The organism is Micromonospora sp. NPDC049060, from assembly GCF_040649055.1.
Classification (GTDB): domain Bacteria; phylum Actinomycetota; class Actinomycetes; order Mycobacteriales; family Micromonosporaceae; genus Micromonospora; species Micromonospora reichwaldensis.
On record NZ_JBEZEV010000009.1, the window covers coordinates 101780 to 124978 of the forward strand.

11 protein-coding genes are annotated in these 23199 nt (G+C 72.1%); 2 read left to right on the forward strand and 9 right to left on the reverse strand.

All coding sequences use genetic code 11. The features are described from left to right. Positions 1-179 precede the first annotated feature (179 nt). Positions 180-911, forward strand: a complete 732-nt coding sequence (locus AB0B83_RS06715) for an alpha/beta hydrolase (RefSeq protein ID WP_357577324.1) — start codon at positions 180-182, stop codon at positions 909-911. 82 nt (positions 912-993) lie between these two features. Here AB0B83_RS06715 and AB0B83_RS06720 read toward each other — a convergent pair whose 3' ends face one another. The 4 genes from AB0B83_RS06720 to AB0B83_RS06735 all read right to left on the reverse strand — a co-directional run bounded on the left by AB0B83_RS06720 (position 994) and on the right by AB0B83_RS06735 (position 4828). Beyond that, the gene (locus AB0B83_RS06720; RefSeq protein WP_357577325.1) at positions 994-1515 is read right to left on the reverse strand and encodes a hypothetical protein; all 522 of its coding nucleotides are present in this window, start codon (positions 1513-1515) and stop codon (positions 994-996) included. Between the two features lie 70 nt (positions 1516-1585). Beyond that, a complete protein-coding gene (locus tag AB0B83_RS06725) occupies positions 1586-2194 on the reverse strand; it encodes a hypothetical protein (protein WP_357577326.1) in 609 nt (202 codons plus the stop codon). Beyond that, on the reverse strand, positions 2184-3080 hold the full coding sequence (locus AB0B83_RS06730; protein WP_357577327.1) for a GNAT family protein: 897 nt from the start codon (positions 3078-3080) through the stop codon (positions 2184-2186). Before AB0B83_RS06730 ends, AB0B83_RS06725 begins: the two co-directional genes overlap by 11 nt. Beyond that, positions 3077-4828 (reverse strand): AMP-binding protein, encoded by a 1752-nt coding sequence (locus tag AB0B83_RS06735; RefSeq protein WP_357577328.1) that lies wholly within the window; start codon positions 4826-4828, stop codon positions 3077-3079. The genes AB0B83_RS06730 and AB0B83_RS06735 overlap by 4 nt, the downstream gene beginning before the upstream one ends. A gap of 245 nt (positions 4829-5073) precedes the next feature. Here AB0B83_RS06735 and AB0B83_RS06740 point away from each other — a divergent pair, with 245 nt between their 5' ends. Beyond that, positions 5074-7821 carry a BTAD domain-containing putative transcriptional regulator gene (locus AB0B83_RS06740; protein ID WP_357577329.1) on the forward strand — a complete coding sequence of 916 codons (2748 nt, stop codon included), beginning with the start codon at positions 5074-5076 and terminating at the stop codon, positions 7819-7821. A 227-nt stretch (positions 7822-8048) separates the two neighbouring features. Here AB0B83_RS06740 and AB0B83_RS06745 read toward each other — a convergent pair whose 3' ends face one another. The 5 genes from AB0B83_RS06745 to AB0B83_RS06765 form a co-directional block, all read right to left on the reverse strand. After that, the gene (locus AB0B83_RS06745; protein ID WP_357577330.1) at positions 8049-10367 is read right to left on the reverse strand and encodes a penicillin acylase family protein; all 2319 of its coding nucleotides are present in this window, start codon (positions 10365-10367) and stop codon (positions 8049-8051) included. Then, entirely contained in the window at positions 10364-11638 is a 1275-nt protein-coding gene (locus AB0B83_RS06750) for an MFS transporter (protein ID WP_357577331.1), read from the reverse strand. Before AB0B83_RS06750 ends, AB0B83_RS06745 begins: the two co-directional genes overlap by 4 nt. Continuing rightward, a complete protein-coding gene (locus AB0B83_RS06755) occupies positions 11635-14349 on the reverse strand; it encodes an amino acid adenylation domain-containing protein (protein ID WP_357577332.1) in 2715 nt (904 codons plus the stop codon). The genes AB0B83_RS06750 and AB0B83_RS06755 overlap by 4 nt, the downstream gene beginning before the upstream one ends. Before the next feature lie 34 nt (positions 14350-14383). Next, on the reverse strand, positions 14384-21067 hold the full coding sequence (locus AB0B83_RS06760) for an amino acid adenylation domain-containing protein (protein ID WP_357577333.1): 6684 nt from the start codon (positions 21065-21067) through the stop codon (positions 14384-14386). 10 nt (positions 21068-21077) lie between these two features. Next, the coding region (locus tag AB0B83_RS06765) for a condensation domain-containing protein (protein ID WP_357577334.1) at positions 21078-23199 on the reverse strand (2122 nt) is incomplete at its 5' end.

A 23199-nucleotide genomic window follows, 5' to 3' on the forward strand; every position in this document is an offset into this window, starting at 1 on the left:
AAGCAGAAACCCGTTGGCGGGCCACGGCGAGCACCGCTACTCTGCCAACGGCCGTGCGAGAGAACGAGGAGGTGGTACCCGTGAATGCAGTATCGACATGGGTGCTCCCCTCCGGGGTCACGGTCGGGCGATAGGTCGTCCGGGAGCGCCGCTCACGAGCACTCCCGAAGGGCACGACCATGCGATTCACTTCCGAGCAGCGCCTCGACGACGGCGTCCTCGAACGCCAGTTCACCCTCGGTGAGATCCCCGGCATCCTGTGGACGCCGGAATCCGCCTCCGCATCGGCCCCGCTGATTCTGATGGGCCACCCCGGCGGGCTGCACAGGATGTATCCCCGACTGGTGGCCCGGGCCCGGCACTGCGCGGCGGAGGGCTTCGCCGCAGCCACCCTCGAACTCCCCTGGAGCGGTGACCGGCCCCGTTCCGCCGCCGCCGAGGAGACCCGCGCCGACCTGCACCGGGCGCTGAAGGCCGGCGAGCCGGTCGACGACGATCTCGTTGATCGGCTCGTCCTCCCGCTGGTCGAGAAGGCGGTCCCGGAATGGCGGGCCGCCCTGGACGCCCTCCTTCCGCTGCCCGGCATCGGCGGCCCGGTCGGGTACGCGGGAGGGGTGATCTCCATCGGCATCCGGCTGGCGGTGGTCGAGCCGCGCATCTCGGCCGCCCTTCTGTTCGCCGGGAGTTTCGTGCCCCGCACCATGTTCGAGGAGGCCCGACAGGTCACCATTCCGCTGCAGGTCCTGCTGCAGTGGGACGACGAAGGAAACGACCGGCAGGTGGCCCTGGACCTGTTCGACGCCTTCGGCGCCAAGGAGAAGACGCTGCACGCCAACATGGGCGGGCACACCGGCGTGCCGCAATTCGAAGGGGACGCCGGGAACCGGTTCTTCGCCCGGCACCTGACGTGAGGTCGGGCCGTCAGGCCGGCAGCAGACGATAGGAGCTGTCGGGCAGGTTGCCGCTCATCCTGACGCCGCCTTGATCAGCACCTCACGTCTTGAACTGCCACACGGCGTGCACGAGCTTGCCGGTCACGAGCTGGACGTAGCCGCCGCTGGCCGTCCCCTTCGGCACGTCGAAGAAGAAGCGGCCGTGCGACGCCTGACCGACCGTGGTGAAGTTCACGGCCCTCAGTCGGGGCGAGGCGGCCTGATCGCTCACCTGTGCCGGATGCGTCGCCTGGGCGTTGTCCCGGAAGACGAAGTTCTCCGGCCCCCCGGTGACCGGTTTCCCGGCCTTCAGCAGCTTGATGTCCACGGTGACGACCAGGTGCTCCCGGCCGGCGGCCTGCGGGGACAGCTCCGCCCCGGTCACGGTCACGCCGGCCAGGCCGTTCCCGAAGAGGTCGATGGCGGCCTCCTGGCCGAGTCGCAGGACGGGTACGGGCGGGGTGGCCGTCTCCTTCGCGAGCACGGTGGCCTCCGGGGCGCCCTGCAGGGTGGCCGGGTCGGCGCACCCGCCGAGTGGGATGAGTGCCACGGCGAGCAGCAGGCGCAGGCAGGTCCTTCTCATGCGGATCGTCCCTCGTGGTCGGGGCTGGGCGGGCGCACCGCGCTGGGTGCGCCCGCCCGCCTGTGACAGGTCAGCCCACACCGGTCCAGCCCGCGAACGGGGCCCCACCGTAGTGCAGGTTGTGCTTGTAAACCTGGTTGCTGAAGTTGCCGGACACGACCTTCTGCGTGCCGTTGACCACTCCGACGTAGACACCGACGTGGTCCGAGTCGACGGCCGGATCACCGGAGGAGTTGTAGGTCACCGCGGCACCGGGGTAGATACCCGACGTGGTCCCCGGGTGCCAGGTGCCGAAGAACTTCCCGTACCGCGCGGTGGTGCCGGCCTCGGAGTCCAGGTGCTCCCAGGCGTAGACACCGGCGTTCTTCCAGACGTACTTGACGAAGTCCGCGCACCATGCCTGGCAACCCTTGCCCCAGTGGTTCGAGTAGAAGTTGCAGTTGGAGCCCATCGGGGTCTCGAACTTGTGGTCGCTGTTGAGTTCGTCGTAGGCGGCCTGTACGACCCGGTCACCCGTGGCGGTGTTGACGCCGATGCTCAGAACGTTCTGGTCGGCGCCACTCGACTCGCCGTTGACCCCCGGGGCGGCCTGCGCCGCGCCGGCGGGGGCCAGTGCGGTGAGGATCCCCATGGTGACCATGGCCCCCAGGGTCCGCTGTCGCACACTGTCAATCCGCATTTCCTACCTCCCTCTTTCTCTGTTGTCTGCCGGTTTCAAAGAGGAGTCCGTCACCTGTGACGTCCTCGGGATACAGCGCGCAGATGTACTTGTCCCAGAGGCGGCCCGCGTAGTAGTCGTGCTCACGCAGCACCCCCTCCACGTGGAACAGGTGGTTCTGCCCGCTCTGCACCTGTGGCCAGTTGATTCCTGGTATCTCCATGTAGATCTTGTTGAGGGGAAACGTGTGGAAGAGGTGCCGGGCGAACAACGCCACCGCCTGAGCCGCCAGGCCGGTGCCGGTGACGGCCGGCTGGAACACGGCACCGATGTACGTGTGCCGCAGACTCAGCTCGTCGCCGTAGGCCACGACCTGCCCGACCGGTTCGTCGTTCTCGATCCGGCGTACCACGAACTGCAGCAGCACCTGGTTCCACAACTCGGCGTTGAAGCGCTCTATCGGTGGCACCGATCCCCGGTAGCGCCAGCGGAAACCCGTCTCCGGTCGCACGGCGAGTGCGTACAGGAAACCGACGTCATCCGGGGTGACCGGCATCAGGCGGAACACCGGTGTCTCCAGGACCGGCACCAACGGGTCGGGCGGGGACGTCCGGGCAAACCGCCTGGGAAGCCCCGACATCCCGCCGCCACCGCCACCGATCTGGACGGAAAACCGGGGCGCCTTGTCCACGAGCGCCAGCAACTCGCCCACCGTCTTGGGCAGTCCCGACGCGACGGCGATCCGGACGCCCCGGGTCTGCAGCCAGGTGAGCACGCGCATCTGGGCCAGGCTGTCGAGGGCCAACTCGTCGCGGAGCGAGACCCGGTCGGTGAGTGACTCCGCCGGCACGTCCAGCAGTGTCGCGAGTTCCGCGCGGGCGGGTACGACGTTGTCGCCTATCGTCATCGGGCGCTCCTGTCTGCGAGGGATGCGGTGGCCGCGGTGAGGTCGCCGGCCAAGGTGAGGTCACGGGTGTCGGGGTTTTCACCGGCCCCGGTGAGATCACGGGTTCCGGTGAGATCACCGGCGAGGTAGCGGCGTCGGGTCTCGGCCCGGCGCAACTTTCCCGACGAGGTCCTCGGCAGGCCGCCGGGGCTCAGCGTCACCACCTCGGCCGGGGTCATGCCCACGTGCGCATTGACGGCGACGGCCACCGCCCGGCGGACGTCGGCACTGCTGGCGAGCCGGGTCTCGACCGCCACGACAAGACGGTCGCCGTGGCGCGCCGGTACGCCGAACGCGGCGGCGCCGCCGGCCCGTACACCGGCAGCGTGCGCGGCAGCCGCCTCGACGTCCTGCGGATGGATGTTGCGTCCCGCGGCGAACAGCACATCCTTGGCCCGCCCGCAGACGACCACTTCCCCGTCCGCCAGGTAGCCCAGGTCCCCGGTCCGCAGCCAGGGCGACGGCCGGGGCGCCTCACCCCAGTAACCGCTGATCACGGACGGTCCGCACACCTCGATGTGCCCGACGGTCCGCTCGTCGACGGGCGTGCCGGAGTTCCGGTCCACCACCCGTACGGAGGTTCCCGGCACCGCCCGCCCGAGGCGGGTCAGGGTGTAGACCCCCGGGGCGGGTACCGCTCGGCCGTCCCGTTCGAGCAGCTCGCGGTCGACCTCGTCGACCTCGATACCCGTGCCGACGGTGGAGAAGCTGACCGCCAGCGTCGACTCGGCGAGACCGTACGCGGCGATCATCGCGTCCGGGTCGAGACCTCGGCGCGCGGCGGCGGCGAGGAAGCGTCGGGTCGTCACCGGGTCGATCGGTTCGGCGCCCGAGAAGACGTGACGCAGCGAACCGAGGTCCGCCCCGGTGCCCGCCTCAAGCAGTTGCGTCATCAGCCCGAATGCGAAGTTGGGCGCGCCGGTGCAGGTCGCCCGGTGCCGGCTGATCAGGTCGAGCCAGCTGGCCGGTCGGACTGCGAAGGCCGTCGACGCCTGCAGGACCAGCGGGCACCCGCGTGACATCGGCAGGGCGAGGAAGCCGATGAGACCCATGTCGTGGAAGAGCGGAAGCCAGCTCAGCCATCTGGCGCACGTCGGGTCGAGGGCCCGCCCGCCCATGGCAGCCTCGATGGCGGCCAGGTTGGCGGCCAGATTGCGGTGGGTGATGGGTACGCCCCGCGGGTGGCTGGTCGAGCCGCTGGTGTATTGGAGTACGGCCAGGTCGTCCGGTCCGGGATGCACCACCTCCGCCGGTGGCGTCGCGTCGGCCGCGGTGACCAGCTCGGCCAGGGTCAGCACCTCGGTGCCGGGCGGGCTGGCCAGCGCCGACGGGACTTCGACGGCTCCGTCGGACACCGCCGTGGGGTCGACGATCACCAGTCCCGGCCGGGCGTCGGCGAGGATCCGGCGCAGCTGGGCGAAGTGCGGCTGCCGCTCGGTACGGCCGGGCAGTGGCAGCACGGTGAAGGCGGCCCCGCGCAGCCACACCGCCCGCAGGGCCGCGACGAGGGCGGCCGTGGTGTCGCCGAGCAGGCTGACCCGGCTACCCGGGCCGACGCCCCGGGTGGCGAGGACACCGGCCATTCGCCGAGCCTGGTCGTGCAGTTCGGCCCAGGTGTGACAGGTGTCGGACCGGGCGTCGATCCCGGTCACGGTGAGAGTGGCGCGCGAGGCGGCGTTCCCGACGAGCGCATCGACCACGGTGTTCATGTGCCCAGGATCACCGGGAGGGTTCATCGAAACCGCACGCACTTCTTCATCGACGGTTCACGATCGCCTCGGCCGCCCTCGGCGGCCGGGCGGGAGCATCACCGGCCGGGCACGGCCCGGAACGACCGCCCGGTTCGGGCACGTCACCAGGGATGCGGTGACGTTACCGGCCGGTTCCGCTTGCGGCGATCAAATTGATCAACTTAAACTCCGCTGATCGAGTTGCCATGCAGCTTGGGGGCAGCATGAGGTACCGCATCCTGGGCGCGCTGAGGGTCGTCGATAGCGAAGGCCAGCCCTGCCTACTCGACCGGCGCCAGAGCCGGATCCTCGCCGTCCTGCTGCTGTCGCCCAACCGGATGGTCAGCCGCGACCACCTCGTTGACGCGGTGTGGGACAACTCGCCACCCGCCACCGCCGCCCGGCAGCTCCAGAACTGCGTCTCACAACTGCGTCAACGCCTCGCGGGCAACCGGGGCAAGCACCCGATCGTCCCCGAATCAGCCGGCTACCGCATCCGGCTGGAGGCCGGGCAACTCGACGCCCAGGTGTTCGAGGCCAGCGTCGCGGTCGCCACCGAGCAGGCCGCGGCGGGCCGGGTCGCCGCCGCCGCGGCGGGCCTGCGTGGCACCCTGGAGCTCTGGCGCGGCCCCGCCCTGGCAGGCATCAAGGGCCGTGCCATCGAGGCCGGCAGCCACCGCCTCGACGAACAGCGACTGGCCACGCTCGAGACCTGCCTCGAACTCGAACTCGCCCAGGGCCGGCAGAACGAGATCATCGGAGAACTGCTGCATCTCGTGACGGCCAACCCGCTGCGGGAACGCATGGTCGGGCTGCTCATGCTGGCACTGCACACCTCCGGCCGGCGAAGCGAGGCGCTACAGGCCTACGACCGGCTCCGCCACCACCTCGGCGAGGAACTGGGACTCGACCCCGGTACCACCCTGCAGGAACTGCACGCCAGCATCCTGCGCAACTCGGCCCCCGCCAGCCCGGCCGCCGCACCCCGCAGGACCGCCCCGCGGCAGCTTCCCGTACCGGCCCGGCACTTCGTCGGCCGCGAGCCGATCCTCCGCGAACTCGACACCCTCGCCGAGCAGGCCGACGCCCAGGGCGGCGCCATCGCAGTCCTGGACGGCACCGGCGGCATCGGCAAGACCGCGCTCGCCGTACGCTGGGCGCACCGCGCCGCCACGCTCTTCCCGGACGGACAGTTGTTCGTCAACCTGCGCGGCTTCGATCCGCACCGGCAACCACTACCCGCGGCCACCGCGCTGCGCTCGCTGCTCGGCGCCCTCGGCGTCACCCCCGAACAGATCCCCGCCGACGTGGACGAACGGGCCAGCCTCTACCGGAGCCTGCTCGCCGAGCGCCGGATGCTCATCGTGCTGGACAACGCCCGCGACGCCGACCAGATCCGGCCGCTGCTGCCCGGCGGCGGCGGCTGCATGGTCGTCGCCACCAGCCGCAACGAACTCACCAGCCTGGTCGCTGTCGAGGGCGCCCGCCCGTTCACCCTCGACCTGCTGTCCGTCGAGGAATCACGGCAACTGCTCACCGGCCGGCTCGGCGAGGAACGGCTGACGACCGATCCACAGGCCGTCAGCGAACTGATCGCCTGCTGCGCCCGACTGCCCCTGGCGCTGACCATCATCGCGGCCCGGGCCGCCGCGCACCCGACCTTCCCGCTGTCCACCTTCTCCGGCGAGCTGACCGGCACGCAACGCCGGCTCGACGCCGTCGACGGCGGGGACCAGTTCACCCAGATACGCTCGGTGCTCTCCTGGTCCTACCAACGCCTGTCGGCCCCCGTCGCCCAGATGTTCCGGCTGCTGGGCCTGCACGGCGGCACCGACATCACCGCGACGGCCGCCGCGTACCTGGCGGGCCGGCCCACCGTCCACACCCGGCAACTCCTCACCGATCTCGCCCGATCCCACATGGTCAACGAACACACCATGGGCCGCTACGCCATGCACGACCTGCTCAGCGCCTACGCGGGCGAGCTGGTGGCCACGCACGAGAGCGAAGCCGAACGGCAGCGGGCGATCCGTCGACTGCTCGCCTACTACCTGTACACGGCGGCGGCCGCCGACGTACTCGTCACCCCGCACCGACGACGCACCCCCCTGCCCGAACCGGTGTCACCCCTGGACGAACTGCCCCGCTTCGCGGGACACCTGGAGGCCCTCGGCTGGCTGGAGACCGAACGGAACAACCTCACCGCAGCCGTACGTCTCGCGCACGACTCTGGCGAGCACGCCACCGGCTGGCGGCTGGCGAACCTGCTCTGGGGGCTGTTCCACCTGGGAAAATACTGGGACGACTGGATCGCCACCTATCGCGTCGGCCTGGCCTGTGCCCAGGCCTGCGAGGACACCCCGGCCGAGTTCACCATGCACAGCAGTCTCGGCACGGCCTATCGGGAGCTGGGCCGATTCGCCGAGGCCCGGCGGTGCCACCACTCTGCGCTGCGGATCAGCCGGCGCACGGCGGACCGCTGGGCCGAGGCCCAGGCGCTGAACGGCCTGGGCGCCGTCTACGGGGACATGCGCCGGAGCCGTCTCGCCCAACAGTTCCTGCGGCGGTCGCTGCAGATCCGCCGGGAGATCGGCGACCGCTGGGGCGAGGCGATCACCGTGTGCAACCTCGGTGAGGAGGACCTCGTCAACGGCGACCTCGATTCGGCCCGCCACCACTTCACCGTCGCCCTGACGATCCGCCGCGACATCGGCGACCGCTGGGGCGAGGCGATGACGCTGAGCTGCCTGGGCCAGGCATTCGTCGCCGGCAGGCAGTACCGCGAGGCGCTCACGCACCTCAGTGACGCGCTCACCATGCACCGCGAGATGAACGACCTCGCCATGCAGGCGAGCGATCTGCACCATCTCGGCCGTACCGAACGCGAACTCGGTCACGGCGAGCGTGGCGAGCAGCACCTGCGGGAGGCACGGGCCATCTACCAGCGCCTCGGGATGGCGCCTCCCACCTGACCCGGCCATCCGGGGAACCGGGCACAGTATTGAACACAGCCGCGCCAGCTTCCCATCCACCGCTTCGGCCGCCGCTCGCTGGGCGTCCCACAGCGCTGCCATGTCCGCCAGGGCCTCCGGCTCATCAAGCACCACGGCGCCGCCGTTCCAGTGGCTACTCCAGGCTCGGACGATGCGCTGCGTCTTGACGTCGGAGGGGACATCCCCTCGGGTGCAGGGAGCATGGGTCACCCCACCGTCCGGGGGGCCAGGGTCAGGCGGCTACGCACCTCCGGCGGGCTGTCGAGGCGTACCTCGTACAGCCGCCCCTCGGCGTGCGCCGGCGTCTGGTCCGCGTAGTGCGAGGAGAGAGGATGTCCCGAGCTGCCGTGGCGGAGCACGTCGCGGATGCGGGTGCCGCCGGAGGGGCCGAACTCGACGACGAAGCGCCACGGCGCACCCTCGACCACCTGGCCGTCGCGGTCGGGATACATCAGACAGACGCTCTGCCCGCCGCCGCCCACCGGGGTCGGGGGCGAGCCGTACAGCGAACGTAGCGTGTCCGACACCGCGGCCAGGGGATGCTGGTCCGCGATCCGGTTCGACCTGCCGTAGCGCCAGCCGGCGGGGTCGTCGCCGAATCTGTCGGCGAGTCGACGCGCCGCCTCGGTGAGGGCGTCGGCCACGACGACCGGCAGTTCCTCCGTCTCGCCGAGCCGCCGGCGGGCGTCCGCGTCCATCACCAGGTGATCCACCTGGAGGGTCACGTCGGTCATGGCGTCGGCGACGGCCGCACCGAGCCGGCTGGTGATCCAGCGCTCGGTCAACACCCGGGTCAGCGCCCCGAAGACCAGAGGTGCGGCCTGGTCGGCGTCGTCCCTGCCGTCCCAGGTCGCCAGCGACTGGTGGCCGAACACGGCCAGCGGCGACTCCGGTGGATTCTCGTCGAGCGCCTTCAGCAGGGTGGGCAGGATGCGCTGGGCCCGGCCGTTGCGCAGGTCCATCTGCCACGCGCCGAAGTCGTCCGGGCGGGCCGCCGGCGTCGCCGTCAGCAGCTCCTCGATCCGGTCGGCCCGGTACGGTCCGCCCCAGTCGCTGCCCAGGTGCGGGACGACCCCGTCGGGCAGGATCTGGTGGTTGGCGCTGACCACGAAGCCCGCCGGCGGATCGACGACCTCCGGTAGCTCGTCGAACCCGAGCGTGGTGCTCCAGCGAGCGGCCACCTCGGCCGCGCCGGCCGGGGCGAGGCCCTCCCGACGGTCCCGGCGGGGCACGATTCCGGCCGTCCGCAGCGCGACCGTACCGTCCCGGGTCGCGACGACGAGGTTGAGCACGGGCACACCGAAGCCCCGCAGGGTTTCGCGGAACGCCGGGTAGTCGCGCGCCCGCCACATCCGCTGGCAGCTCTCGGCCTCCGTGGACGGGTGCAGACCACTCCAGTAGAGGGCCGCCGGCTCCACTTCCGCGCCGCGCGGGCCCGGCAGGTCGACGTATCCCGTCCCGCCCGACGCGCGCACGGAGATCCCGGTCCCGCCGCGCACCCGGACGACGCTGGCCTGCGACCACCGTGGCTCTCCCGTCGGGTCCGGCCGCTCCCCCACGGCCAGGTCCTGGGTGTCGATGGTGGAGTTGGTCACCCCCCACGCGAGATCCGGGTTGGCGCCGATCACCAGTCCGGGCACGCCCGGCACCGTCACCCCGTACGCGCGTTCGCCGTCGAGATCCAGCCCCAGCTGGTACCAGAGGCTCGGCTGGGTGAACAGGATGTGCGGGTCGTTGGCCAGCGCGGCGAAGCCGGTGGCGGACCTGGCCGGGGACACCGCCCACGCGTTCGAGCCGCTCCCCTGCCGGCCCGCGAAGAGGTCGCCGAGGTGGGCGGCGCCGGCCGCGGAGAGCAGCGCGGTGTCGCCGCGCCGTGCCGCCGGCCCCGCCGGGGCGTCGGCCCTGATGGTGACGCTGCCGCCGGGCGGGTACTTCGGCGCGAGGAAGCTGTGGACGAGGTCCGGTCGCTCCGCCAGCAGGCGGCTACGGAAGACCTCCTGCTGCAGGTTACGGCCCAGGTGGAAGCCGAGCTGCTTGACGACGGCCAGCGAGTCGCTTACCGACCACGGGCCCGGCCGGTACCTCAGGAGGTGGAATTCGGGCGGGAGCTGCCCGCGGCGCCGCATCCGGCGTACCGCGGTGTCGACCCCGTGGGCGAAGGCCGCGAGGTTGGCGCGGGCAGGCGGTGAGAGCAGGGCCTCGCTCTGGCCGGCGGCCCGCTCGAAGGCGAGCGTACGGGCGAGGACGTCGGAACCGGCGGCACGAGCGCCGAACACCTCCGCCAGTCGTCCGGTCGCCCGCCGGCGCAGGACGTCCATCTGCCACAGCCGGTCGTACGCCATCGCGACCCCGACGCCCACGTAGAGATCACGCTCGTCGCCCGCACGGATCCACGGGATGCCGCGCTCGTCGCGGTCGATGTCGACGGTGCCGTGCAGGGCCGCCACGGAGAGTACGCGGGTGCGCCGGAGCGCACGACTGCTCGGCCAGGCGGCCAGGCGCAGGATGCCCGCCGCGGCTCTCATGACGCCTTTTCGGTCTCCGCCTCCGGGAGGGTGTCGTGGCGGCTCAGGTCGGGGATGCGCCGGCCGACCAGCAGGTAGAGCACGACGCTCACCAGGGCCAGGGAGCCGATGGCGAGGAACATGACCGGCCCGCCGAAGGACGCGAGGACGAGACTGCCGAGGAACGGTCCGGTGAACCCGCCGACCTGCGCGAAGGTCTGTGCGCCGAAGTAGGCTCCGCGCCGTTCCTCGGGCGCGATGCGGTCGACGAGCGCGAACTCCGACGGCACGATCAGGGTCTCGGCGACGGTGAACACCACCATCGCCACGATGTAGTGCCACATCTGCTCGGAGATCGCGAAGCCGGCCATCCCGACGAAGGTGAGGATCCCACCGAGGGTGATGGCGTTCAGCGGGTTGTAGCGCTGCACGTAGCCGGCGGCGAAGAGCTGGAGAACGATCACCGCCACCGCGTTGGTGGTCATGACCGCGGCGAGCACCCGGGCGCTGTCGGCGAAGTCGATGACGAAGTTCTGGGCGAGCAGCACCGAGATCCTGCTGTGCACCGTCTCCAACAGGATCGCGCCGATGAGCAGGAGAAGCAGGCGGCGGTCCGACATCACCGCCCGGGCCGACTCGCCCAGTCCCTGGACGATGGCGCCCGTGCTGCGGCCGAGCGTCGTCAGCCCGCCGTCCCCCGTGGACGGTCGTGGCAGTTGCCGCGTGGCCGCCCAGAGGACGGCGAGGTAGACCAGGTACACGACGGCGGCGGCAGGGAAGGATATCCGGGCGCCGGTGAACCCGAGGGCCACGCCGATCAGCGGACCGACGGCGTAGCCGGCGTTGATCGCGAGGTACTGGTAGGAGAACCACTTCACCCGCAGCGCGACGGGGAGCAGATCGCTGATGAGTACCTTCGCGACCGGGCTGAAGGCACTGGTGGCGAACGCCATGGACGCGTTGAAGGCGAACGCCGTCACGGCGTCGCGGGCGAAGTAGAACCCGACGAAGCTGCCGATCACCACCAGCAGGCAGGAGAGCAGGACCCGGCGGCGGCCCACGATGTCGGAGAGCGCGCCGCCGAGGAACCCACCGGAGATGCCGAAGAGCACGGAGGAGCCGATGACCAGGCCGACCGTCGAGACGGACAGGCCGAGTTCGTTGCGGAGGTAGATGGCGAGGAAGGGAATCGTCACGCCGTTGGCCAGGCTCATCACGCCGGAACCGCCGACGAGGATCCTGGCCAGTCGCGGTGGGCGGAACGCTGCGCTCGCAGCCGGTTCCCGGGTCAACTCGGATTTCCTTCCGTCTTGTCCTGCTGGCGCTGGAATTCGATCATTGTCTCGGCGACGGTCGCCGCGTCGGGGTCCCGCAGCATGCCCTCGTGAGTGGTGGCCACCACCGTCCGGGTCAGGTCCGGCAGCACCAGGTGCCAGCCCTCGGTGTGCCCGTCGTCGTCGCTGGACCTCTCCAGGCCCGCCACCAGCAGCAGTGCGGGCACGGCCAGTGCGGGCGCGGGCTCTGCCATGATCCGTCCCATCGTCCGGTAGTCCTCGAAGGCGTGGGCGAGCCCGCCGATCGTGGCAGCCAGCGCGGGTGCCGCGGTGGAGGCGGCCCACCGCAGCAGTTCCGTGTCGGCCATCCCGGCGCCGGACTGCGGGGAGAGCTCGCGCCACCGGCGGGTGTGCTCGGGAAACGCGAGGGCCACGTCGGAGAGGAAGGCGACCAGCTGGGTCCGGTCATCCTCGGAGAGGCGCTGGTGGAGGCAGCGCGGGCTCGGTGCGTCGAGCAGGGTGATGCTCCGCACCCGGCGGCCGGCCGCCCGTACCGCGTGGGCGAGGTGCAGCGCCATCGCCCCGCCCAGGGAGTGTCCGACGAGGTGGACCCCGGGATCGACGACGGGCAGCAGCTCGGCCAGGCACGCCTGCGCGGCGACGGCGGCGGACGGCGTGCCGTCCTGCGCCCGGAGGAGGTCGCGGGTGTGCAGGGCGTGGAACGGGCGGCCCCGGACGTGCGTCGACAGCCGCGCCATCGAGGCCGCGATCCCGAAGACGCCGGGCAGCGCCACCACGGGCGCCCGGCCCGCCACGGAGTCCCCCAGCGGCAACAGGTCGACCGGACGGCGGGACACCGCACCCGGTCCGGCCTGCCGGGCCCGACGGACCGCGCCCGCCACCGCCCGCACCGTCGGTGCCCGCAGGAAGTCGCGCAGCGGGACGACGACACCGAACTGCCGGCGTACGGCGGCCAGCAGGCGGGTCGCCAGCAGGGAGTTCCCGCCCTGCCGGAAGAAGTCGGTGTCCGGATCGACCTCGGTGCCGGGCAGCAGTTCGGCCAGGACCGCCAGCAGGGACCGCGTGACGTCGTCGACGCCTGCGGGCACGTGTGGCGTCAGGACGGGGCCGGGATCGGGCAGGGCTGCCCGGTCGAGTTTGCCGTTGGCGGTTCGCGGCAGCGCGTCGACGGGGATGAACGCGGACGGGACGGCGTACGCCGGAAGCCGATCCTCCAGCCGGGAGCGCAGCTGTGCCGGGCCGGCGTCACCGACGACGTACGCCACCAGCCGCGTTCCCGTGCCGGGTGCGGTGTGCGGCACCACCGCGGCCTGCCGTACCCCGGGCAGGGCGAGCAGGGCGGCGTGCACCTCCCCCAACTCCAGGCGGTAGCCGCGGATCTTGACCTGGTCGTCGTTGCGCCCGTGGTACTCGTACTCGCCGGAGGGCGTCCGCCGGGCGAGGTCCCCGGAGCGGTATCCGCGTACGGCCCGGCCCTGCGCGTCGGTGACGGTGACGAACCGCTGCGCGGTGAGTTCCGGCTGTCCCAGGTAGCCGAGGGCCACGCCCGCGCCCGTGACGATGATCTGCCCGATCCCACCGTCGGCGACCGGCTGGTCGTCGGTGTCCCACAGCAGGAAGTCGAGGTCGGGAAGTGGCGCGCCGATCAGGCTGGTCGTGCCGGCGACGTCGGAGGCGAGGATCCGGCGGTACGACGCGTGGACGGTGGTCTCGGTGATCCCGTACATGTTGACCAGTTCGGGCGCGGCGTCGCCGTACTTGGCGACCCACGGCCGCAGGTCCGCGAACCGGAGCGCCTCACCGCCGAAGACCACCCACCGCAGCGGCAGCCGGTCGTCGTACTCGTCCTCCTGGGCCGCCAGCGCACTGAAGGCGGTGGGCGTCTGGCTGAGCATCGTGACCCGCTCCGCCCGTAGCAGGCGCCGCAGGGCGACCGGGTCCCGCATGACCTCGCCCGCGACGACGACCACACACCCGCCGGTGAGCAGCGCGCCCCACATCTCCCACACCGAGAAGTCGAAGGCGAACGAGTGGGCCATGGTCCACACGTCGCCCGGCCCGAACCCGAACAGTGGCTGCGTGGTGCCGATCAGGCGCAGGACGTTGGCGTGGGAGACCTCGATTCCCTTGGGACGGCCGGTCGTGCCCGAGGTGTGGATGACGTACGCCCGGTCGGTGGGCGCGATCGGTCGGGCCGGTGCGGCGGGCGGGTCCGGCTGCTCCGCGCCGCCGTCCGGCGCGTCGAGCAGGACAGCCGCGACCGTCGCGGGCAGGGAGCCGGCAAGCGTACCCGTGGTGATCACCAGGGACGGCGCCGCGTCACCGACGATCGTGCCGGTACGGGCGGCGGGCGCCTCCGGGTCGAGCGGCAGGTACGCGGCACCCGTGCGGAGCACCGCCAGCGCCGCCACGATCATCCGCGCCGAACGCGGCAGCAGCACGCCGACCGGCCGGCCGGGCGACGCGACGGCCGCGATCCGGCCGGCCAGGGCCCGGGAGGCGGCGGCCAGCTCCCGGTACGTCAGGGCCTGCCGGTCGCAGCGGACGGCGACCCGGTCGGGGTGCCGATCGGCGACCTCGTCGAAGGCGGCGACGAGGTCGTCGGCGGTGACCGGTGCGGTGGCGGCCGGGCCGACCTCCGGTGTGGACACCTCGCGGCGTCCGGCGAGCCGCCGACGCAGCCGTAGCGCGCGATCGGTCGACGTCATGAGCATCTCTCCCCAGGTCTCGTCCCGCCGGTCCTCACAGGGCGAGCACCAGCGGGACGATCAGCCCTGCCGCTTCGACCCGCGACACGTACGCGCCCCAGTGCGGAGAGTCGATGAGCGTTGCCGTCGCGCGGTGGTCGATCTCCAGGGACTGGCCGCTCACCTCCCGCCAGATCTCCCCGAGCGCCCCGCGGTCCCAGTCGTCGACGAGCGTCGCCTCCTCCACCGGCCGGTCCGGGCTGCCCAGGAAGAACCTCAGCAGCCGGTCGGCCGCCCCGGCCAGCCGGTCGACGGCCTCCGGGGTGAACAGCGACCGGTCGTACTCGATGGTGAGCCCGATCCGGTCCTCGTCGGTGAAGTGCAGCAACAGGTCGAAGCGACTCGTCTGCGCGCCCAGCGGGGTCACGCTCGTGTCCAGGCCCGGCAGCGCGGCGACACCGTGCATCGACCGGGCGACGGAGACCACGACCTGGACCAGGGGGTTGACCCCGGGTCGGCGGGGTGCTCCCACGAGGTCCACGATCTTCTGCAACGGCAGGCTCTGGTGGTCCAGGGCGTTCAGGGCGCTGTCCCGGACCGATGCGACGACCGCCCGCGCGCTGTGCTCCGGGTCGACCTGGTAGCGGAACGGCACGGTGTTGGCGAAGAAGCCGACGAGGTCCCTCGTCTCCGCCGGGTGCCGACCGGCGACGGCCGCGCCGATCACCACGTCCGACTGCTGGGCGAGCTTGGCCATCAGCACCGCGCTGACGGCGTGCACGACCATGAAGAGGGTCACGTTGTGCTGCTGCGCGAACGCCCGCACCTCGGCGGAGAAGCTCTCGTCCCACTCCCGGTGGCGCCGGCCCGCGGTCCGCGTACGGTCCTCGGTCCGCTCCAGGTCGGTCGCGAGGGCGAGTTCCCCGTCGTAGCCCTTCAGGTAGGACCGCCAGAAGTCGCCGTCGCGTCGGGCCGGCGCCGATTCGAGGTGGTCCTGCTGCCAGCGGGAGTAGTCGCCGTACTGGATCGGCAGCGGGGGCAGGTCCGCCTCCCGACCCGCCCGGTGGGCCGCGTACGACTCCGCGATCTCCCGCAGGATCAGCTCGTTGGACCAGCCGTCGGTGACCACGTGGTGGCTCGTCCATTCGAGCACGTGGTCCCGGTCGGCGAAGCGGTACAGGGTGGCCCGGGTCAGCACGCCGCCGAGGTCGATGCGCCGCGTCGCCCGCTGCCGGACGTACTCCAGCATCGCCTCGGTGTCCCCCTCCGCGACCGCCGCGTCGGTGGCCTCCCGTATCCGCAGGCGCGGCTTCGCATCGGGATCCACGACCAGCAGCGGCACGCCGTCGCGTTCGACGACCCGGCTGGACAACACCTCGTGGCGCGCGACGAGCCGGTCGACGGCCGCCCGCAGCGCGGTCACGTCGAGGTCACCACGCAGATGCAGGAGGTAGCCGTCGGTGTAGGCGCCGTCGGAGTCGAGCTGGTCGAGGTACCAGAGGCTCGACTGCGCCATGGACAGCGGGAACTCCCGCAGGCCGGCGGGCCTCGCCGGGATCGGCACCTCCGACTCCCGGTCGTCGGTCAGCGCCGCCTCGACCCGGGCGGCGAAGCCCCGTAGCGTCGGGTTCTCGAACAGCTCCCGGATCGGCAGGCGGACCCCGAGGCGGTCCCCCAGCCGGGCGAGGACCTGCGTCGCGTGCAGGGAGTGCCCGCCCAGGTCGAAGAAGCTGACCTGGGGCCCGGGCCGGCGACCGGGGAGCACGGAGGCCCAGATCTCGGCGACGGCCTCCTCCGTCGGGGTCATCGGGGCGGAGCCCTCCCCGGTCGGTTCTTCGACCGGGGACAGGGCCGTCGCCGCCAGCGCGCGGGTGTCGACCTTGCCGTGGCTCGTCCGCGGCAACTGGTCGATGCGGACGAGGAAGTCCGGGATGGCGTTGCGGGGCAGGACCTGGCTGAGCCCGGAGCGAACCTCCTCGGACCGCAGGTCCCGGCGGACCAGGGAGCCCTCGGTCGCACCGTCGGCGCCGCCGGAGACCACCTCCGGTACGAAGAACCCGGCGAGTTGCTTGCCGCCGTCGGCGGACTGCCGGACGATCACCACGCTCTCCTGGACGCCCTCGACGCCGGCGAGGGCGCGGCTGACCTCGTCCAGTTCGACCCGGTTCCCTCGGATCTTGAGCTGGTTGTCGATCCGGCCGAGGAACTCGACCGAGCCGTCCGCAAGCCGGCGGCCACGGTCGCCGGTGCGGTACATGACGCCGTCCCCGTCGATGGCGAAGGGGTCGCTGACGAAGACCGCGGCGGTCCGGTCGGGGTCGTTGACGTAGCCGCCGCCGACGCAGACGCCGCCGGCGTACAGCTCGCCCGGCGTGCCGGTGGGCACCGGCTCCCGGGCGCCGTCCAGCACGTACAGGGCGGTGTTGCGCGCGGGCCGTCCGAGGGGGACGGAGGCGTCCCGCTCGTCCACGTCCGCCGCGACGAGGTGGTGCAGGACGTCGTCGGACGTCTCGGTCGCCCCCCACATGTTCAGCAGCCCCACCCCGGGCAGCAGCCGGCGGAACGTGTTGGCGGACTGCGGGGTCAGCGTCTCCGCCTGCGAGGCGACCCAGCGCAGGCGGAACGGGGGAAACGCGTCGACGCCGTAGAACGCGAGTTCGGCGCACATGATGTTGAGCACGGAGGGCGTCACCTCCAGCACGGTGACCCCGTCCTCGGCCACGGCCCGCAGCAGCGACGCCGCGTCCTGACCGATCTCGTCCGGATAGATCACGGTCGTGGCGCCGACGGCGAGTGGCGCGAGGAGCTGCCAGACGGAGATGTCGAAGGTGGCGGCGGCGTCCTGGGCCAGCCGGTCGCCGGGCCGCAGATCCAGTTGCTGGATCTTGGCGTCGATGTGGTTGAGCATGCCGTCGTGCCGGATCAGCGCGCCCTTGGGGTCGCCCGTGGATCCCGAGGTGAAGAGGACGTACGCGCTGTCCCGACCGCCGGGTGCGGGGCCGAGCGCGACCGGCGTGCCGGCAGCGGCGAGGACGTCCGCCAGCTCGACCAGCTCGACCTCATCGATCGCGGCCAACGCGGCGCGGTGCGTCTCGTCGCACACCACCAGCCTCGCCTCCGCCCGCCCGACCATGCGGGCGACGCGTGCGGCCGGGCCCTGCGGCAGCGGCAGGTACACCGCGCCGAGGCGGAGGATGGCGAGGGTGACGACGAGGTAGTCGATGTTCCGGCCGCTGGCCAGGCCGACCACGGTGCCGTGGCCCACCTGCCGGTCACGCAACCATCCGGCCACCCGCTCGACGTGCGCGGCGAGCTCCCGGTAGGTGACCTCGCGGCCACGGCAGACGGCGGCCACCTCGTCGGGGAACGTCTCCACCGAACGGGCCATCCGTTCGAGGAAACCCGTCGCCGTCGCCGGCTCGACCGGCCCGCGTGAGATCTCGACCAACGCCCGGTACCGCTGCTCACCGAGCAGCGCGACCTGCGTCGGCTCGTCGTCGGGCTGGTCGACGACGCTGGTCAGCGCCCGCAGGAAGACGTCCGCCACCTCGTGGAGCTGGTCCTCCGAGATCCGCTCCATGTTCGCTTCGAGGTCGAGCGTGAGCAGTCGACTGAACGGGTCCTTGTTGAACTCGGCCCGCAGGGTGAAGTTCGTCTGGATGTAGCCGAAGCCGTCGACCACCTCGATGCCCGTGGCGTGGGCGAGCCGTTCGTAGCCGTGGAAGTGGGTGTAGTTGAACATGATGTCGGTCAGCTCGGGCACGCCGGCGAGCCGGAGCATCTCGGCGTGCGGGAAGCGCCGCACCGGCAGCAGCTCCCGCTCCTTGTCGCTGGTCGCCGCGATCAGGTCGCGCCAGGTGCGACCCCGCGGCCGGAACCGGAAGGGTACGAGGTTGAGGTGCAGGCCGATGACCTCGGTGCCGCCCTCCTCCTCGATCCGCCCGTTGGCGGCGACGCCCAGCACGACGTCGTCGCGTCCGGTGAGCGCCATCACCACCCGCGCCTGGACGGCCATCACCACGTGTTTGACCGACACCCCGCAGGCGGCGGCGAGCTGGTGCAGGCGGTCGGAGAGTTCCGCCGGGAGGTCCACGCTGAGGAAGCCCATCCGCCCCTCGTGGACGGCGCCGGAGCCCCGGGCGAGGCGGGGCAGCAGGCTCGGCTCGACGTCGGCCAGCTCCTGCCGCCAGAACTCCCGGACCGCCTCGTCGCGGAGCACGGCCTGTTCCTCGGCGATGAAGTCGGCGTACCGGCGCACGGGCAGGGCACGGTCGGGCGACGCGATGCCCTGCAGGTCCTGCCAGTAGTCGACGAGGATCTCCGCGAGCAGCGACGTCTCGCTCCACCCGTCGAACATCGTGTCGTGGAAGCTCATGGAGAACATGAACTCGTCCGGGCCGAGCAGGTGTGCCGTGAACCGGACCAGTGGCGGCTGCGCCCAGTCGTACGGGTTGCTCATCTCCCGGCGTTGCCAGGCCTCGAACTCGGCCAGCTGCCGGTCCTCGTCGAACCGGCTCAGGTCCGTCACGTTCAGCGGGGTCCGGGCCCGCGCGTGGACGACCTGGAGCGGTTGCGAGAAGCCGGACAGGTGGAACGACGTCCGCAGGATCTCGTGGCGCTCGGTCACCCGCGCGAGCGCGCGGCTCATGGCGTCGTGGTCGAACCTGGCGCGCAACCGGAACATGAAGATGTCGCAGTACATGTTGACGCCCTCGGCGTACGCGCTGTGGAACAGCACGCCGGCCTGGAGGGTGGCCAACGGGTAGGCGTCCACCGCGTCGGCCGGCAGGTGCGCCCGGTCCGCCGGGTCGATGAGGCTGAACGGCTCGACCGGCGGGTCGACCGACTCGTCCGTGGTGACGGCGTACGCGGCCAGCGCACGGGGCGTCTTCAGCTCGTAGATGTCGGCCAGGTCCAGCGTCATCCCGCGGTTCGCCGCCGCCGCACGCAGCTGCACGGCGATGATGGAGTCCCCGCCGATGCCGAAGAAGGAGTCGTCGGGTCCCACCCCCTCGACGCCGAGCACCTCCTCGAACAGCGCGCAGATCGCCCGCTCCACCGTCGCCGTCGATGCGTCGGCGACCGCCTCCGTGGCCATCGGCGCCCGGAGCTGGTTGGCCGGGGTCGGTGCGGGCAGGAGCGTGAAGTCGACCTTCCCGTTGGCGTTGACGGGGATCTCCGGCACCGGTACGACGAACGCCGGGAGCATGTACGAGGGCAGGCTCGCCCGCAGCAGTTCCGGAATCTCGCCCAGCTCGCAGCCGGGGTCGTGGGTCACGTACGCGACGATCTGCATCCGGTCGTTGCCGACGTCCGACGCCGGCTGCCCGGCCCGGACGAGACTGCGGACCGAGGAGATCCGCCCGGACACCGCCTCCTGCTTCACCACCGGATTGCGCTGCGGCCGCGCCCGCCGGACGGTCACCGCGACCTGCCCGACGCCGGGCACCGCGGTCAGCGCCGCGTGGATCTCCCCGAGCTCGACCCGGTGCCCACGGATCTTGACCTGGTCGTCGGCCCGCCCCAGGTACTCGTACTCCCCGGCGGGAGTCAGGCGGGCGAGGTCACCGGACCGGTATCCCCGCACGGGCCTGCCGTCGACGGTCAGGTCGAGGAACCGCTCAGCGGTCGCTCCGGGCTGGCCCAGGTATCCGGTGGCCACCCCCGGTCCGGTCACGACGATCTCGCCGGTCTGGCCCGGGGGCACCGACCGGCCCTGCCCGTCCCAGAGCAGGAAACCGAGGTCCGCCAGCGGACGACCGATGAGGCTGGCCGTGCTCGTCAGGTCGGCCGCCAGGACCCTGCGGTACGAGGAGTGGACCGTCGTCTCCGTGATGCCGTACATGTTGACCAGCTGCGGCTGCTGGTCGCCGTACCTGGCCACCCACGGCCGGAGGTCACCGAAGCGCAGCGCCTCACCGCCGAAGACCACCCACTTCAGCGGCAGCCTGTCGGGCCGGGAGACCTCGTGCGCCACCAGGCTGTTGAAGGCGGTGGGCGTCTGGCTGAGCATCGTCACCTGTTCGTCGGCGAGCAACGCCCGGAAGGCCACGGGGTCCCGTGCGACGTCCTGTCCCACGACGACCAGCCGGCCACCGGACAGCAGCGCGCCCCACATCTCCCAGACGGAGAAGTCGAAGGCGAACGAGTGGAACATCGTCCAGACGTCCCCGGCACCGAAGCCGAACTGCGGCCGGGTGGCCCGGATCAGGCGCAGCACGTTGCCGTGGCTGACCTCCACGCCCTTCGGCCGCCCGGTGGTGCCCGACGTGTAGATCACGTATGCGCGGGTGTCCCACGCCGCGGGGCACGGCCCGCCGGTGTCGCCGCCGCGCTCCTCCGCGACGTCCTGCGGCCCCAGCACCGGGGTGTCCGGCGGCAGCAGCTGCGCCAGCTCGGGAGTCGTCACCACCACCGAGGGCGCCGCGTCCGCCACGATCAGCCTCAGCCGGGCGGCGGGGGTGGACGGATCGACAGGCACGTACGCCGCGCCCACCCGCAGCACGGCCAGGCTCGCGACCACCATGTCCACCGAGCGCGGCAGGAGCAGCAGCACCGGACGGGCCGGGTCGTCGACCCGCGCCCTGATCGTCGCAGCGAGCGCCGTCGAGCGGGCGGCCACCTCGGCGTACGACATCCGCCGGTCTCCGCAGCACACCGCGATGCTGTCCGGGTGAGCGCGGACGACCTCGTCGAACGACTCCACCAGATTACCGACGGCACCATCGGAAGCAGTCATCATCTCCGCCTTAGCTGAGTCGAACCGGGTCGTGGACGAGTGCTGTGGACGGCCCCCGGAGCAGCCGGGCGAGGTTCTCGGAGAACCGCCGGCACACCTCGGCTGCCGTCTCCGCGGAGACGAGGTTGCGTTGGTGGACGAGGCGCAACACGAGTCCGCCCTTATCGAGTGCGCCGTAGAGGCTCGTCGCGAAGGCGACGTCCACGGGCGGCACGTCGACCGTCTCGACGTCGTGGGACCCGATCCGTCGCCGCCGGCGGCTCCAGGGCACGGACAGCCCGACGTCGCCGCCGTCCACCGGCTGCTGGAGCGTCAAGGTCGCCTGGAAGAGCGGATTCTGGCCGTGCCGGTCCGCGGCGAGGGCCCGGACCAGGTCGCTGAAGGGAACGTCCGCCGTCGACAGTGCCGCCCGCAGTTCCCGCCACAGGCGTTCCTCGAGTGCCGACGGGTCGGGCCGGTCGGTCAGGTCACCGAGGATGGGCACCATGTTGACCAGGTAGCCGACGGTGCCGGCGAAGCGCTGGTCGGTGCGCCCGTGGTGCGGCGCGCCGACCACGATCCTGGGTTCGCCGGTCACCTCGTGCAGGGCTTGGACGTAGGCGGCCAGCAGGGGGACGAACGGGGTGAAGCCGCGCCGGGCCGCGTGCCGGTGCAGGGCCCGTACGACGTCCGGGTCGGCCTCGAAGTCGAGCCAGCCGGCCCGGTGCCGGTCCGGGTCCGGCCGTCGTCGTGCAGACCCGCCGCCAGCAGGTCGTTGCGGAAAGAGTACGAGGTCACGCAGTGGCCGCCACTTCTCCGCCAGGGCCGTGACCCGGTCGCGCCGGTCGGGATCGAGTCGCGCCTGCTGCTGTAGCCGGGCCCAGTCGGTGGCGTCCGCCGCGCCCGGTCCCACCTGGGCCGGCGGGGCGTCGCCGCCCGTGATCCGGGGCAGGATCTCGGCGAGCAGGAGCTGGAGCGACCAGTGGTCGACGACCGCGTGATGACACGCCACGAGAAGCACCGTGCCGTCCGGCGGGTACGCCACCCCGGCCCGCACCAACGGGCCCGTCACCAGGTCGAAGGGGCGGTAGGCCCGCTCGTGCAGGTAGGCGCGTACCGCCTCGTCGGGGCCGTCCGGGAAGGTCCGGCACTCCCAGTCGACAGTGCCCTGCTCGTGCACGGTCTGGGTGCCGGACCCGAGCGGTCCGAGGGTCGTGCGCAGCGCGGGGTGCCGAGCGACGGCCTCGTCGATCGCGGCCCGCAGCAGGTCCTCCTCGACGCGGCCGGAGAGGCGCAGGCCGATCGCCAGGTTGTTCGCCCGGTTGCCGCGCGACACCTCGTCGTAGAAGTGCAGCTCGACCTGGCCGGCCGAGGCGGGGCTCACCGCCCCGGTCTCCGCCGGCAGCGGTACGGCGGCCGGGCCGGGTCTCGCGGCGGCGGCGACCAGCTCGGCCACCGACCGGTCGCCGAAGAACAGCTCGGCGTCCAGGGTGCCGTCCACCAACCGCTCGACCGCCGCCTTGAGTTCGATCAGACGCAGCGAACCGAGTCCCAGCGCCGCCAGCGGCAGCGACGGGTCCCACTCGGACCCGTCGAGGTTCGCGTACCGCCGGACGAGCTGTTCCACCGCTGCGGACCGGTCGCCGGGGTGGGTGTCGGCGGCAGCCCGCTCGGGCACCACGGACGGGACCGCCGGCACGACGAGCTTGAGCCGCCCGCCGACGAACTGCTCCCTGGTGGCACGCCGGCGGACCTTCCCGCTGGAGGTCTTCGGTATCGCGCCGGGCATGACGACGACCACGTCGTCGAGGTCCAACCCGCACTCGGTGGCCACCCGGCGCCGCAGCCCGCCGGTCAACGACGCGAGCAGCGCAGGGTCGGCGAGCAGCCGCGCCAGCCCGCTGCGGGAGGCCTCGACCACCAGCACCACCCGCTGGTCACCGGTCTCCGGCTGGAACGCCGCGGCGCCGCCCTGGCGCAGGTGCGCGTCGCCCGCGGTGGCGACGGCCTCGATGTCGTGCGGGTGGTAGTTGCGGCCCGCGCGGATGATCAGATCCTTCTGGCGCCCCGCGACGTAGAGCTCGCCGTCGTACATCGCGCCGAGGTCCCCGGTACGCAGGAAGGTCCCCTGCCGGCCGCCGACGGTGGCGGCG